13 protein-coding genes are annotated in these 14,224 nt (G+C 56.7%); 8 read left to right on the top strand and 5 right to left on the bottom strand.

Features of this window, described 5'->3' with window-relative positions:
- Nucleotides 1–161: 161 nt before the first annotated feature.
- Complete coding sequence (locus tag EYQ49_02715) at nucleotides 162–641, bottom strand: Lrp/AsnC family transcriptional regulator (protein ID HIG24793.1); 480 nt, start codon at nucleotides 639–641, stop codon at nucleotides 162–164.
- 137 nt (nucleotides 642–778) lie between these two features.
- Here EYQ49_02715 and ald point away from each other — a divergent pair, with 137 nt between their 5' ends.
- Nucleotides 779–1,900 (top strand): alanine dehydrogenase, encoded by a 1,122-nt coding sequence (gene ald, locus EYQ49_02710; GenBank protein ID HIG24792.1) that lies wholly within the window; start codon nucleotides 779–781, stop codon nucleotides 1,898–1,900.
- Nucleotides 1,901–1,915: 15 nt separating this feature from the next.
- On the opposite strand, the gene EYQ49_02705 is transcribed toward ald, so the two are convergent.
- Complete coding sequence (locus EYQ49_02705) at nucleotides 1,916–2,824, bottom strand: TIGR03564 family F420-dependent LLM class oxidoreductase (protein ID HIG24791.1); 909 nt, start codon at nucleotides 2,822–2,824, stop codon at nucleotides 1,916–1,918.
- A gap of 5 nt (nucleotides 2,825–2,829) precedes the next feature.
- Nucleotides 2,830–3,357, bottom strand: coding sequence for a hypothetical protein (locus EYQ49_02700; protein ID HIG24790.1), 528 nt, complete (start codon nucleotides 3,355–3,357; stop codon nucleotides 2,830–2,832).
- Between EYQ49_02700 and EYQ49_02695 the strand changes: the two genes are divergently transcribed.
- The 7 genes from EYQ49_02695 to EYQ49_02665 are packed head-to-tail and all read left to right on the top strand — an operon-like array spanning nucleotide 3,356 to nucleotide 10,942.
- The gene (locus tag EYQ49_02695; protein ID HIG24789.1) at nucleotides 3,356–3,808 is read left to right on the top strand and encodes a selenoprotein B glycine/betaine/sarcosine/D-proline reductase; all 453 of its coding nucleotides are present in this window, start codon (nucleotides 3,356–3,358) and stop codon (nucleotides 3,806–3,808) included. The two genes, EYQ49_02700 and EYQ49_02695, sit on opposite strands and share 2 nt — an antisense overlap.
- 18 nt (nucleotides 3,809–3,826) lie before the next feature.
- Entirely contained in the window at nucleotides 3,827–4,543 is a 717-nt protein-coding gene (locus EYQ49_02690) for a hypothetical protein (GenBank protein HIG24788.1), read from the top strand.
- A gap of 26 nt (nucleotides 4,544–4,569) precedes the next feature.
- Complete coding sequence (locus EYQ49_02685; protein ID HIG24787.1) at nucleotides 4,570–5,727, top strand: acyl-CoA dehydrogenase; 1,158 nt, start codon at nucleotides 4,570–4,572, stop codon at nucleotides 5,725–5,727.
- Nucleotides 5,728–5,729: 2 nt separating this feature from the next.
- Nucleotides 5,730–7,994 carry a xanthine dehydrogenase family protein molybdopterin-binding subunit gene (locus EYQ49_02680; GenBank protein HIG24786.1) on the top strand — a complete coding sequence of 755 codons (2,265 nt, stop codon included), beginning with the start codon at nucleotides 5,730–5,732 and terminating at the stop codon, nucleotides 7,992–7,994.
- Between the two features lie 5 nt (nucleotides 7,995–7,999).
- On the top strand, nucleotides 8,000–9,166 hold the full coding sequence (locus tag EYQ49_02675; GenBank protein ID HIG24785.1) for a pyridoxal phosphate-dependent aminotransferase: 1,167 nt from the start codon (nucleotides 8,000–8,002) through the stop codon (nucleotides 9,164–9,166).
- 4 nt (nucleotides 9,167–9,170) lie between these two features.
- Nucleotides 9,171–9,935 (top strand): carbon-nitrogen family hydrolase, encoded by a 765-nt coding sequence (locus EYQ49_02670; GenBank protein HIG24784.1) that lies wholly within the window; start codon nucleotides 9,171–9,173, stop codon nucleotides 9,933–9,935.
- Nucleotides 9,932–10,942, top strand: coding sequence for a polyprenyl synthetase family protein (locus EYQ49_02665; protein ID HIG24783.1), 1,011 nt, complete (start codon nucleotides 9,932–9,934; stop codon nucleotides 10,940–10,942). Before EYQ49_02670 ends, EYQ49_02665 begins: the two co-directional genes overlap by 4 nt.
- Here the strand turns inward: EYQ49_02665 and EYQ49_02660 are convergent.
- Both EYQ49_02660 and EYQ49_02655 read right to left on the bottom strand, forming a co-directional pair.
- Nucleotides 10,939–13,455 carry a DUF3516 domain-containing protein gene (locus EYQ49_02660; GenBank protein HIG24782.1) on the bottom strand — a complete coding sequence of 839 codons (2,517 nt, stop codon included), beginning with the start codon at nucleotides 13,453–13,455 and terminating at the stop codon, nucleotides 10,939–10,941. The two genes, EYQ49_02665 and EYQ49_02660, sit on opposite strands and share 4 nt — an antisense overlap.
- Before the next feature lie 3 nt (nucleotides 13,456–13,458).
- Entirely contained in the window at nucleotides 13,459–14,217 is a 759-nt protein-coding gene (locus tag EYQ49_02655; protein HIG24781.1) for an SDR family oxidoreductase, read from the bottom strand.
- Between the last annotated feature and the right edge of the window lie 7 nt (nucleotides 14,218–14,224).

Genomic DNA, 14,224 nt, shown 5'->3' with positions numbered 1-14,224 from the left:
TCGTTGTTGAAGAACCCGCTGGCTCTACAACCGGGTCGCTGCTCATAGAACACCCCGCAGCGAGCAAAGCAGTTAATAAAATATGAACAAAAATCTTTCTAGCCAGCATTGTCTGAGAGTACAAGATGGTTAGTGGCAGCGCTAACCGCTGACCAGAATCCTTAACTCCTAATGGGGTAAGCGGTACGGTCGCAGACGGGCCGTAAGGCAAAGCTGGAAACCATGCGGGTGACACCCGGCAGTTGCGCCAAATGGGTGCGGTGCAAGTCTTCATAGTCGGCTACATCGTTTATTACTACCCGCAAGAGGTAGTCGAACCCGCCGGCCATCAAATGGCAACTCATGACCTCGGGTCGAGCAGCTACCGCTGCTTCGAAAGTATCAAGGGTGTCTTCGTCTTGGCCAGACAAGGTGATTTCTACAAACACGTTGGTGCCTAAGCCCACCCGTTTGGGGTTAACCAAAGCCACGTATCGGTCGATGAAACCGTCTTGTTCTAAACGCCGTACTCGGCGCAAACAAGCAGAGGGGGAGAGGTGCACGGCCTCGGCCAGGTCAACGTTGGCCAGGCGGCCATCTTGTTGCAGTAAATCAAGGATGGCACAATCAACGGCGTCTAGAGAATCTGTTGCACTATTCATATAACAGAGCATAACTTATTGATGGATAGTTGCGTTAAATAGCGTGAATCGCACTATATCCACAATCGTCAAGCGTCGCTTTTGGTTTAGTCTTTGTCTATTGGGCGCAAAAGGTACCCCTGTTTAAGGAGCATTTCATGGATATCGGTATCCCCGCAGAAATTAAAACCGCAGAGCGCCGGGTAGGTATGACCCCCGGAGTCGCCGGTGAACTCACCGCACGAGGCCACCAAGTAACCATTCAAACCGGAGCCGGCGAAGGCGCTGGGTTCAGCGACGCCGACTACAAAGCAGTTGGTGTACAAACTGTTGACGGCGCTGAAGCCGTTTTTGATGCTGCCGAAATGATTGTCAAGGTAAAAGAACCCCAAGCTGTGGAACGGGCCATGCTGAAGCCTCACCACACGCTGTTTACTTACCTGCACTTGGCCGCTGACCGCCCCCAAACCGATGACCTGATTAACAGTGGCGCTACCTGCATCGCTTACGAAACGGTCACTGATCACGCTGGGCGACTTCCCCTTTTGGCTCCCATGTCGGCTATCGCCGGTCGCATGGCTATCCAAGCCGGCGCCCACGCTCTTGAAGCTACCCAAGGCGGCGCAGGCCTGCTGCTCGGTGGCGTACCTGGGGTGCGCCCCGGCAAAGTGGTAGTTATCGGAGGCGGCGTGGTAGGCGAAAACGCCGCCGAAATGGCGGTCGGCCTGGGCGCTGACGTTACTGTTTTAGATCGCAGTCCGGCCGTGCTCGACGGCCTCGCCAAACGCTTTAACGGTCGAGTGCGTACTGTGTACTCCACCAAAGACGAACTCGAAGCCTCAGTGTTTGACGCCGATTTAGTAGTGGGTGCCGTATTAGTTAAGGGCGCCAAAGCCCCTCGCTTGGTTACCCGAGCCATGTTGTCGCACATGCGCCCCGGTTCGGTTCTGGTTGACGTAGCCGTTGACCAAGGCGGCTGTTTTGAAACCACCAAAGCAACCACTCACCTTGAACCCACTTTTGTGGTGGATGGCGTAGTGCATTACTGCGTAGCCAACATGCCCGGCGGTGTTCCGCGCACGTCGACCCAAGCGCTTTCTAACGCCACCTTGCCTTTCACTTTGGCTCTGGCGGACCAAGGCACCACCGCGGCTCTGCAAGCCGATGCCCACTTGTTGAACGGACTCAACGTATGCGGTGGCCAAATAACCGACCGTGCCGTGGCCGACACCTTTGGCCTTGACTTCGTGGACCCTCTCCAAGCGTTAGAAAACCGCTAACCCGGTTATTTCTTATTAAAGTCGGCTTTTAAGCAGTGCCCGGGTGCGGGCGTTTTCGCCGTCGTTGCGGCCGAACTCTAAAGCAGCAAAGTCGGTGGTGCCGGCTGCTGCTAAGGCATCTAGTTGTTCAGTGACCGAATCTTCGTCGCCCACAATGGCCACGTCGCCGGGTTGGGCGGCTCCTTCACGGTCCAACATGGCTCGGTAACTGGGTAACTGGCCGTAGATAGCAAACATTTCTGACATCATCTGGCGCACCTCGGCCTCGTCGTCGGTGACACAGGTCGGCAGGCTGCACATAATGCGGGGCGCTGAACGGCCGGCATCAGTGGCCGCCTGGTTGATTATTGGGGCAATATGTTCGGCAATAGTTTTGGGCCCTACCATCCACAAAATGGTGCCGTCCGAGCGTTTCCCGGCCACCTTCAGGGCCTGTTCTCCCAAAGCTGCCACCATGACCGACGGGGCATCACCGGGACGTTCCGTAGCAATATGTGCGGTAAAAGCTTCACCGTCGTAGTCGACTGCTCCGGTTTCTAACAACGGGTTCAACACCTCAAGGTAATCAATGAGGTGACGAATGGGCTTGTCAAAAGACATACCGAGCATGCCTTCCACTACCGGGCGGTGCGACAAACCAATACCTAAGACCAGCGGCTGTTCACCCATGGCCGCTTGGGTGGTTAAGGCCTGCCCGGCCAACATGGTGGGGTGCCGAGGGTAAGTAGGGATAACCGCCGTGCCGAGTTCCATCTCACCGGTTTGTCCGGCCAACGAAGTAAAAAGCGTTAACGCGTCAACGAGGCCGGTTTGAGCCACCCACCAGCCGGCGAAACCTTCTTCGGCTGCTTGGACAGCGTGGTCACGCATCTTGCCAAGGTCGGGGGGAGAAAGAAGGGCTGAAGCATTCAATGAAATACGCATAGTGGTTAACTCCTTGCCTCTGCGGCAGTTTTGATTTGGTCAGAAAATTTTGTGATGAACTTCTGTGCAGTAGAGATAAAAGTATCGCTGGCTTCTTCGGGGAGAGGGTCGATGAGTAGTGCCCAAGCCATAAGGCAGCCGTTGTCTTGTTCGGTAAAAGCGGTAGTGCCTTCGTAGAGGGCTACCGGTGCCCCGGTGAGTTTATAGACCCGTCGCCATGGCGGTTCGTAGGAAATAACCTCTTCGTGAAGGTCTAAGCCGCCTAAAGAAAAATCAAAGGTGGCACCCAATCCATGGGGAGCCGGGTGGCCTTCTTGCGTGTAGCCACCGGTGCCGGCCACCATGAGGTCCAGCATGGTTTTCCAAGCCACCGACCGGGTGGCCGCGATCTGGCGTTCCACTACAAAAGTTACGTACTCTTTTTTGACATACGGGGCGGCAGGACGAGTCACCCGATGAGCATGACACACGGCTCGGCTTACTCCCAAGCCCAAGTAGCCAAAGGTACGGGTCGGGTGTAAAGATGCCTCCATGAGCGACCAACAAGTACGTGACGAATTATCCCAACTTGAGGGCTACACCTTTGAAGACAAACCGTGGGTAACGCCGAAACCTTTAAGCGAATGTCGGGTGGCTGTGGTGACCACGGCGGGCTTGACCGTAGACAACAACGCCGATTGGAACCCCGGCGACCAGGCCTTTACTTTGTTGCCTGGTGATCGGCGAGATTTTACTTTGGCCCATTTCAGCCCCAACTTTGACCGCATTGGTTGGGTAGTGGACCCCAACGTGGTGTTGCCGTTGGACCGCCTTGACGAAATGGCCGCCGAGGGGGTTATCGGCTCAGTGGCTGATGTACATGTTTCGTTTATGGGGGCACAAATAGACCACACGTTAGAAACCATTCGCCTCGACACTGGCCCAGCGGCCGCTAAAGCTTTACTCGACGACGACGTGGACTTGGTGCTACTCACCCCGGTTTGACCGTTGTGCACGCGTACCGTGGGTACGCTCGCTTCCGTTTTAGAACAAGCCGGTATGGCCACCGTGACCTTGTCGCTCATTCGTCAACAAGTTGAAATAACGCAACCGCCGCGGGCCTTGCATTGCGAGTTTCCGTTGGGACGCCCGCTGGGTCGTCCCGGTGACCCCGAGTTTCAACGCAAAGTAATTGATGCCGCTTTTGCTTTATTGGAGGCTCCCGAAGGCCCGGTTTTGGTGGACTACCCCGAAGAGATTATTGATGATGCCGATGCACCGTTGTCGTGCGCCATTCCGCCGGCCGATACCAGCAATTTGCCCCCAGCTCAAGCCGAAGCAAAAGGGCTTTTGCCAGCCTGGCGGCGAGCTAACGAAATCTATGGCCGCACCACGGTAGGCAAGGTGGTTAAAGCGGAACAAGTGCCAGAAATGTTGGCGCTTTTTACCCGCATTGCCGGCGGCGAAGATTGGAAAGAAGTGGGTTTGCCGGGTGACCCCACCAAGGTGGCAGCCGACATTCGCAACTTCTACGAAGAAGCTGCTTTAGCCCTCAATGACGGGGTTCCGGGGGCCCGGCAAGCCGAATCATGGTTTGTAAACAACACCCGAGGCGGGGAAGTACTACAACGAGCCCGGATGGCTTTAAAAGAACAAAAAGCTGGCTTTTACTTTTGGTATTATCTGTTGCCGCTCACTCAACACCAAGACCTTGACAATGGTGCGGGTGATGACCGCTAGTCTTTGGGTAACTAACTGAGGATTTCATGGCCACCGACCAAGCACTAGCTGACCAACTGATAGACACCATCCGCGATTGGGTGAATCGTGACGTAATCCCTCATGTGGACGAGTTTGAACAAAGCGATGAGTTTCCCCAAGCCATGTTCGACCAAATGTGCGAGTTTGGTTTGTTTGGCGCCACCATTGCCGAAGAATACGGGGGCTTGGGTTTAGACATCACCACCTACACCCGGATCATTGAAGAACTCTCCCGGGGCTACATGTCGCTAGCCGGCATTTTAAACACCCACAAAATTGCCGCCACCATGCTGGCTCGTTTTGGCACCGAAGAACAAAAACAACGCTTCTTGCCTCGTATGATTGATGGTTCTTTCCGGGCTGCTTTCTCACTCTCTGAACCAGACGCCGGCTCAGACACCGGGGCTCTGCGCTGCAAAGCCCAACTTGACGGCGACGAATGGGTCATCAACGGCACCAAAATGTGGGTAACCAACGGGGTACGGGCCTCGCTGGTCATGTTGCTGGCTCGCACTCCCGACGACCGCATCACCTGTTTTTTAGTAGAAAAAAAACCCGGCGAAACCTTCGAAGGCATCACCGCTTCGAAAAAAATAAACAAACTGGGTTACCGAGGCATCGAAACCGTGGAAATGTCTTACGTGGACCACAAGGTGCCTAACGCCAACGTCTTAGGCGGCGACCAAGGCATCGGCCACGGTCAACAATACGCACTCTCTGCTTTAGAACTGGGTCGCATCAACGTGGCCGCCCGCGCCGTGGGGGTAGCCCAAGCCTCGTTTGAGGCGGCCATGGCTTACGCTCAGCAACGAGAAACCTTTGGCAAGCCGATATTTAAGCATCAAGCCATTTCTTTTAAGTTGGCCGAAATGGCCACCAAACTGCAAGCCGCCCGTTTAATGACCTACGACGCTGCCGCCCGAGCCGACGCCGGTGAGCGAGTAGATATGGAAGCCGGCATGGCCAAACTGTTCGCTTCGGAGGCTGCTTTTGAAATTGCTACCGATGCTTTGCGCATTCATGGCGGCAATGGCTACACCACGGAGTTTCCCGTGGAAAGATACTTTCGTGACACCCCGCTCATGATCATCGGTGAAGGAACCAGCGAAATACAAAAAATGGTCATCGCCCGCAAACTACTTGACCGCTACCCCGTGGAGTAAAAATGCAACAACCAGGACAGACCTCAACCTCAATTTTAGGCAACCCGGTACTACGCCGCGAAGACAACGCCTTGGTGCAAGGCCAAGGGGGCTACGTAGGTAACCAAAAACTTGACGGTGCCCTGCACTGCCATTTTGTGCGCTCCACCGCTGCTCACGGAGAGATTCTGTCAATAGACATCGACCAAGCCCGCACCATGCCTGGCGTGGTGGCTGTCTACACCGCCGCCGACCTGGGCCTCGACGACCGACCTTGCCCCATGCCTTTTTACCCTAAAGAAATGGCCCGACCATTTTTAGCCCACGGAAAAGTACGTTTTGTGGGTGAGCCGCTCGCCGTGGTAGTAGCCGAAACAGTGGCCCAAGCCGCCGACGCCGCAGAAACCATTTGGGCCGATATTGAACCGCTCACCGCAGTAGTCGGGCTCAATAATGCTTTGGCCGGCCACACCCTCCTTTTTGAGTCTTTAGAAAACAACGTTGCCTTTGCCAACAAAGTGGACGACCCCATTGACTTCAGCGACTACGACGTGGTGATTAGCCAAGACGTAGTGAACTCCCGGGTAGCCCCGGTATCTATTGAGCCCCGGGTGGCGGCCGCCAAGTGGGAAGACGGGCGCATGACCTGTTGGGCTTCTGCACAAGGAGCCCACGATTTTCGCGGAGCAATAGTCGGCACGCTAGGCCTTGAACCAGAACAAGTACGAGTTCTTATCAAAGACATCGGCGGCGGTTTCGGTGCCAAAGGTATGGCCTCCGAAGAAGAAATCATGGTGGCCCACCTGGCCCGCTTGATGGAACGCCCCGTGCGTTGGACCGAAACCCGTACCGAAAACCTTATTGGCTATGTGCACGGCCGAGCCCAAGACCAAAAGGTCACCATGGCCGGCACCAGCGACGGTCGCATCCAAGCTTTCCGCCTTGAAGTGCTACAAGACAGCGGGGCCTACCCCAAATGGGGGGCCTTTTTGCCAGAGTTCACTCGTCAAATGGCCTGCGGGGTGTACGACATAGACCGGGTGGAATGCGAATTCAAATCGCTGGTTACCAACACCGCCCCTACCTGTGCTTACCGAGGGGCCGGCCGCCCCGAAGCTACCGCCGCTATTGAGCGAGCGGTAGACCTTTTTGCTGCGGAAGTCGGCATGGACCCCGCCGAAGTGCGACGCATTAACTTCGTGGCTCCCGAGGCTTTCCCTTTCACCACCAAAACGGGCACGGTGTACGACAGTGGCGAATACGAACGAGCGTTTGATGCCGCTCTTGAAGCTGCCGACTATGCCGGACTGCGGTCTGAGCAACAGCGTCGCCGAGACGCCGGCGATGTTAAACAACTGGGCATCGGCGTGGCTACCTACGTAGAAATCACCGGGTTCGGGGGCAGCGAATACGGCGAGGTGGCTCTTAAAGCCGACGGCACCGTGCTGGCCACTACCGGGTCGACCCCCATCGGCACCGGTCACGTCACCACCTGGGCCATGATCGTGGCTGACAAACTTGGCCTTGACTTTGACGAAGTGGAAGTTTTCCACGGCGACACCGATGTAGTGCCCAGCGGCGAAACCACTGGTGGTTCGCGTTCTGTGCAACTGGCCGGCTCGGCCATGGCTGATGCATCAGACAAACTCATTGACCTAGCGCGTCAAACAGCAGCCGACCTTTTAGAAGCCGCACCGGCCGACATTGTTTTTGATAAAGGCACGGCAGAGTTTCATGTGGCCGGCACCCCGGCGGTGGGTCGTTCTTGGGTGCAGGTAGCCGAAGCAGCCGCCGACCCGTTGGCCGGGCTTTCTGACTTCTCACAAGACGGCGCCACCTTCCCCTTCGGCACCCACATTGTGGTAGCCGAAGTAGACACCGAAACCGGTAAAGCCACCATTGAACGCATCATTGCCGTAGATGACTCGGGGATCATCATCAACCCTTTGTTGGCCGCCGGGCAAATACACGGGGGCTTAGCCCAAGGGGTTGCTCAAGCCTTGTTGGAGGAGTTCCGCTACGACGAAGACGGCAATCCCCAAACCACCAACTTGGCCGACTACACCGCTATTTCGGCTATGGAGTTGCCGTCTTACGAACGGTCATTCACCGAAACACCCTCACCCAGCAACCCCTTGGGGGCCAAAGGAATCGGCGAGTCGGGCTCTATCGGCTCTACCGCAGCGGTGCAAAGCGCCATCATCGACGCTTTGGCGCGGCAAGGGATATTGCACTTAGATATGCCGCTCACCCCAGAGAAAATCTGGACCGCTCTTCAAGCAGTCTAAAACCTATGGATGCCCCCAACCCGCATCTGGTAGCCCGGATGCAGGATCACCGGTTTTCTATTTTTGGTGAAATGTCGGCGTTGGCGGTCCGCTCCGGAGCCATCAATTTGGGCCAAGGTTTCCCCGACACCGATGGCCCGTTAGAGGTTTTAGAGTCAGCGGTCACGGCCATTCGTGAGGGCCACAATCAGTACCCGCCCGACCGAGGTATCGCCTCGCTGCGTCAAGCGGTGGCCGACCATCAACAACGGTTCTACGGTCAAAGTGTGGACCCCGAAAACGTGGTGATCTCTACTGGAGCCTCCGAGTCGCTCGCTTCCGCCTTTTTGGCTTTGTTGGAACAAGGTGATGAGGTGGTGGTTTTTGAGCCCTACTTTGACCTTTACGCCGCCGGTATTGCTTTGGCGGGTGCGGTGCGTCGTCCGGTTACCTTGCGTGCTCCTGATTATTCTTTCGACCCAGCAGAGTTAGCGGCCGCCGTGGGGCCACGCACCAAAATGATTTTGCTCAACACCCCGCATAACCCCACCGGCAAAGTATTTCACGCCGGCGAGTTGGCCCAAATCGCTGAGTTGGCCATCGACCACGACCTCTTGGTGGTCACCGACGAGGTATACGAGCACATGGTGTATGCCGGCCACCAGCACGTTCCTCTCGCTACTTTGCCGGGCATGGCCGAGCGCACCCTAACTATTTCGTCATGTGGAAAAACTTTTTCGGCCACCGGTTGGAAGGTGGGGTGGTGTCACGGTCCTAAAGATTTGGTCAACGCCGTGCATGCCGTAAAACAGCACCTTTCGTTTACCAGCGGCGCACCTTTTCAAGTAGCTATTGCTGAGGCCCTAACCCTGGACGACGATTTTTATCACGACCTCACGGCAAGCCTAGAAAGCAAACGCCAGCTGATTTCTGACGGCTTAAACGCCGCTGGTTTCACCGTTTACCCCACCGGCGGCACCTACTACGTCACCGCCGATGTGCGGCCCTTGGGCTATAGCGACGGGCTGGAGTTCTGCCGGGCCTTACCCGAGCGGTGCGGAGTGGTGGCGGTACCTACCCAAGTTTTCTACGACCACCCCGAAGCAGGTCAACCCATAGTGCGTTTCGCCTACTGCAAACGTGACGAGGTGCTCCAAGAAGCGGTTGAACGTTTAGCAGGGCTGGCACACTAGACCCATGCAGGTAGCCGCCGTTCAGCACACCATTGTTTGGGAGGACCCGCCAGCCAACCACGCCCATTTGGCTCCGTTGATTGCTGCGGCGGCTCAAGGCGGCGCCGACCTGGTGGTGCTCAGCGAAATGTTTTCCACCGGTTTCTCTATGGACACCGAATGCGTGGCGCAAGCACCCGACGGCCCATCAACCATTTTTTTGCAACAACAAGCCGCCCTTCATGGCGTGTGGATAGCCGGTTCGGTGCCGGTGGCCGACCAAACCGATGCTTTGCCGGTCAACCGTTTAGTGCTGGCCGGCCCGCAAGGCGAGCAACACCACTACGACAAAGAACACCCGTTTTCTTTTGCTGGAGAAAACCAGCACTACCGACCGGGCCAGCAACCGGTAACGGTTGATGTTCATGGGGTGCGTTGCACGCTGACCGTTTGTTACGACCTGCGTTTCGTGGAGTCTTATTGGCCTTTGGCCGCCCACACCGACTGTTATCTGGTGGTGGCCAACTGGCCGCAAACCCGTCGCCACCATTGGCGCACCTTGTTGGCCGCTCGGGCTATTGAAAACCAGGCTTATGTGGTGGGGGTTAACCGGGTGGGCAGCGATTTAAACCTTGAGTATTCCGGCGACAGTGTGATCCTGAGCCCCTTGGGTGAGGTACTGGCCGAATGCCCGCCAGGGATGGAAGCCACCTTGATGGCCGAAGTGGACCCCGGGCAGGTGGCCGAAGTGCGCAGCCAGTTTCCCTTTATGAATGATCGCCGGCCATGACCACCCCGCTTATTTTAAACCGAGCCCGCCAACTGGTGGAGCCCGAACTGCGTCGAGCGGTCGACACCTTGTGTGCCGAACTTCTTTTGCCTTCTCGCTACCATTTTGGTTGGGTAGAAACCGACGGGTCACCGTCGTCGGCTGGGTCTGGTAAAGGTTTGCGCCCTGCATTGGCGGTACTTTCCGCCGAAGCGGTGGGGGCACCTACCGTCGTGGGTTTACCGGGGGCTATAGCGGTGGAACTCATCCACAACTATTCGTTGATTCACGATGACATTATTGACGGCGACACCGAACGCCGGCACCGCACCACGGTGTGGACCGCTTTTGGGATCGACGATGCCGTGATAAGCGGCGATGCTTTACACACCTTGGCTTTTCAAGTGTTGTTGGCCGACCCCACGCCAGAACGGGTAGCGGCCACCGTGCGTTTAGCCGAAGCCACCGCCGCCATGCTGGCTGGGCAAGCCGCCGACATGGCTTTTGATGACCAACCGGTGGTTACCTTGCAAGATTGCTTAGAAATGGAAGCCGGAAAAACTGGCGCCTTGTTGGGTTATTCAGCCAGCGTGGGAGCCGTATTGGCTGGAGCACCCGACCAACAAGTGGCGGCCCTTGACGCTTATGGGCGTTCGTTGGGTTTGGCTTTTCAAGCGGTAGATGACGTTTTGGGTATTTGGGGCGACCCGGTGGCTACCGGCAAAGCGGCCGGCAACGATCTGCGGGAACGTAAAAAATCTATGCCGGTGGCTTTTGTTATATCGGCGGGTGACGGGGCTGCCCAAGAACTGCGTGCCCTTTACGACCAACCAGGCCATCTTTCAGAGAGCGATATTGAACGCGCTACTCAGATCATCGAAACGGCCGGTGGCCGCCAACGCACCGAACAAGAAGCTCAAACGCATTTAACGGCGGCCCTGGCTGCCCTTGAGGGGGCCGGGTTAGTGGACGAAGCCGTAGAAGAACTCCACGGTCTGGCGAACTTTGTCGCTACCCGTAACCATTAAAGGCGCCGCACCGCCAACAAATAGACCACTGCTTCACCCGCTTCTTTAGAGGCGGCGAGGTCAACTTGGGCATCAATAACCCATTCGTGAAAACCGGCCGGGTCAGCAATGGTTTGACCAACTTGACCGTTGGCTTCAAAAACAAAAAACTCGTTGCCCCGAGCATGAGCATCGGTAGGTATCAGCGAATGTTCTTCCCAATACGGGGCAATAGCCTCTGAAAGTTCTTGCCGATCCCATGTTTGGTCGGCAGATTTAGATACTTCGGCTAACTCGGTGTATTGGCGGCGGGCCAGCAGTTGCACCCAACGGAAAACCTCGTTGCGCACCATGACCCGAAAAGCCCGAGGCGAAGCAGTGATGTCGGGGCGCTGATCCACCGCTGGCGCAAGGGCTACCGCGTCATCCGGTTCAGGGTTACGAAGCTTTTCCCACTCATCGATCAGGCTGGAATCCACCTGACGCACTACCTCACCCAGCCAAGCTTCAAGGTCATGAACGGCTTCGGTTTTGACCGCTTCGGGCACGTTTTGCACCATGGCTTTGTAGGCCTCTGAGAGGTAACGCAGCACCGTTCCCTCGGAGCGTTTCAACCCGTGATGCTCTATGTATTGGCGAAAGTTAAAGCCGGTTTCGTAGAGCTCACGGGCTACCGCTTTGGGTTTCACGTTGGCTTCGCCCACCCACGGGTGGTGGGCTTTGAACACATCGAAAGTTCCCCACAAAAACTCGGCCAAGGGCTGCGGCGGGCGCACCTCGTTGAGTCGCTCAATGCGTTCTTCGTATTCCACCCCTTCCATTTTGAGGCGGTTCATCAACTCGGTTTTTAAACGATTGGTTTGGGCGGCCAAAATAACCCCCGGGTTTTCTAACACCGATTCAATGACCGACAGCACATCTAACGCGTGTTCTTGGTCGGTGGCTTCCGGGTTTTCTAAATCGGGCAATACCTCGAGGGCAAAAAGTGAAAGCGGTTGGTGTAATGCGAAGTTGTCTTGTAAATCCACGCCAATGGCCACCCGGCGGCCTAACTCGTCGAGTTGGTCCAACTCGGTGATAATGCCGGCGGCGGTCAACGAACGATAAATGCTGATAGCCCGCCGAATGTGTTGCCGCTGGTTTTTGCGTGGTTCGTGGTTGTCTACCAACAGGTTGCGCAACGCCGCACAGCCATCGCCCGGGCGGGACAGAAGGTTCAAAACCATCTGATGATTGACCTCAAAACTGGAGGTCAAAGGCTCCGGGGCGCCGCTGACTATTTTGGTAAAGGTCTCTTCGTTCCAATGGGCATAGCCCCGCTCGGGCGGACGCTTTTTTGTGGCCTTTTTCTTGCTGCCGCCCACGGCGGCTTTTGCTTCGGCCCGCCGGTTTTCTACCCAATGCACCGGGGCTTGCACCCACACGTGGCCCTCGTCATCAAAACCGCGCCGCCCGGCTCGGCCAGCAATTTGGGCGAATTCTCGGTTGCGCAAGATCCTGGTGGAGATGCCGTCATATTTGCATAATTGGGTAAACAACACCGTACGGATAGGCACATTGACCCCTACGCCCAAGGTGTCGGTGCCGCAAATGAGTTTTAGCAAACCCGCTTGGGCGAGTTTTTCTATAAGTAACCGGTAGCGGGGGAGCAGGCCGGCGTGGTGGAGCCCGATGCCGTGGCTCAAAAACCTTTTGAGGTCCTTGCCGATCGGGGTGTCAAAACGAAAGCCTGCTACTTCGCTGCGGATAGCCGCTTTTTCTTCTTTGCTGAGCACGCTCAGGCTGCAGAGGTCCTGAGCTTTTTCGGCGGCGGCGGCTTGAGTGAAATGCACAAGGTAAATAGGTGCCCGGTCGCTGGTGACTAACTCATCGATGGATTCATGCAGAGGGGTTTCACGAAACTCGAAGGTTAAAGGCACCGGGCGAACCGTGCCGCCCACCGTGATAGTGGGGCGACCAGTGCGCTGGGTCAGGTCATCTTCGAAGTGTTTGGTGGGGCCCAAAGTGGCCGACATCAACAAAAACTGGCTTTGGGGTAGTTGCAGCAACGGCACTTGCCAGGCCCAGCCTCGTTGCGGGTCGGCGTAAAAATGAAACTCGTCGGCAATGACTAAACCCACGTCGGCTTGGGGGCCTTCACGCAAGGCTTGATGGGCCAAGATTTCTGCGGTGCAGGCAATGATGGGGGCATCAGGGTTGACCGCCGCATCGCCGGTAACCATGCCCACATTGTCGGCCCCAAAATCTCGAGTTAGGGCAAAAAACTTTTCTGACACCAAGGCTTTGATGGGGGCGGTGTACACACTGCGTTGCCCGCGGGCCAACGCTGCGGCGTGGGCTGCGGTGGCCACCAACGACTTCCCTGACCCGGTGGGGGTAGCCAAAACAACATGGTTGCCGGCCAAGATTTCTAAAATGGCTTCCTCTTGAGCCGGGTACAGCTCAAGGCCTTGTTCGCTCACCCACTCAATGAAACCCAGCAACAGGTCATCGGGGTCGGTGCCGGGCGGTAGCCGGTCAATGAGTAGGCCCACTGGTTAAAAGACCGTGTACCCGCCGTCGACCACCACGTTTTGACCAGTGTGGTAGGCGGCTTTCGGGTCGGCCAGGAATACTGCGGCGGGGGCCATGTCGGCCGGTTCGGCCCAACGGCGCATGGGGGTGCGAGCAATGGTGGCGTCACGAAATTTATCCCAGGCGTAACCGGCTTCGGTCATTTCGGTCAGCGTCCACCCGGGGCTTAAAGCGTTCACTCGAATGCCGTAGCGGGCGGTCTCTACGGCTAAGCCGCGCACCAAACCCAGCAAGCCGGTTTTTCCGGTGCCGTAGGGCAGGTTGTTGGCTGCTCCATGAACCGCCGAAGTAGAAGCAATAGCTACCAAAGCGCCCCCTTCGCCTCGAGGGATCAAATGTTGCAAAGCCGTCCGGAAGGTTAAAAATACCCCGTCTACGTTGATGCGTTGCACCCGTTGCCATTCTTCCAAACTGGTTTCATGCAAAGGTTTTCCGTTGCCGGGCACCGCGGCATTGGCAATGACGATGTCTACTTGGCCCATGGCTTCTACGGTGGTGGCGAAAGCTGTTTCTACGGACTCTTCGTCGCCTACATCAACTACCTGTGCGCTGGCTTGGCGGCCGGTGGCTTGCAAGGCCGTTAAAGCGGCGGCATTTTTGTCGGGGTTGCGCCCCCAAATGGCCACCTGGGCGCCCGCTTGAGCAAGGGCCAAGCCCATTGCTAAACCGATGCCGCCGTTGCCGCCGGTAATCAAAGCCGTTTTGCCATTGAGATCGGTCATGGTGCTC

The organism is Acidimicrobiia bacterium (genome assembly GCA_012959995.1).
GTDB lineage: Bacteria > Actinomycetota > Acidimicrobiia > Acidimicrobiales > MedAcidi-G1 > MedAcidi-G2B.
The sequence above is the reverse complement of the archived record's forward strand: the minus strand, read 5'-3'. Positions and strand labels throughout refer to the sequence as shown.

Coding starts and splice junctions, on each gene's coding strand:
- EYQ49_02715 (HIG24793.1), bottom strand. CDS start 641: ATGAATAGTGCAACAGATTCTCTAGACGCCGTTGATTGTGCCATCCTT.
- ald (HIG24792.1), top strand. CDS start 779: ATGGATATCGGTATCCCCGCAGAAATTAAAACCGCAGAGCGCCGGGTA.
- EYQ49_02705 (HIG24791.1), bottom strand. CDS start 2,824: ATGCGTATTTCATTGAATGCTTCAGCCCTTCTTTCTCCCCCCGACCTT.
- EYQ49_02695 (HIG24789.1), top strand. CDS start 3,356: ATGAGCGACCAACAAGTACGTGACGAATTATCCCAACTTGAGGGCTAC.
- EYQ49_02700 (HIG24790.1), bottom strand. CDS start 3,357: ATGGAGGCATCTTTACACCCGACCCGTACCTTTGGCTACTTGGGCTTG.
- EYQ49_02685 (HIG24787.1), top strand. CDS start 4,570: ATGGCCACCGACCAAGCACTAGCTGACCAACTGATAGACACCATCCGC.
- EYQ49_02680 (HIG24786.1), top strand. CDS start 5,730: ATGCAACAACCAGGACAGACCTCAACCTCAATTTTAGGCAACCCGGTA.
- EYQ49_02675 (HIG24785.1), top strand. CDS start 8,000: ATGGATGCCCCCAACCCGCATCTGGTAGCCCGGATGCAGGATCACCGG.
- EYQ49_02670 (HIG24784.1), top strand. CDS start 9,171: ATGCAGGTAGCCGCCGTTCAGCACACCATTGTTTGGGAGGACCCGCCA.
- EYQ49_02665 (HIG24783.1), top strand. CDS start 9,932: ATGACCACCCCGCTTATTTTAAACCGAGCCCGCCAACTGGTGGAGCCC.
- EYQ49_02655 (HIG24781.1), bottom strand. CDS start 14,217: ATGACCGATCTCAATGGCAAAACGGCTTTGATTACCGGCGGCAACGGC.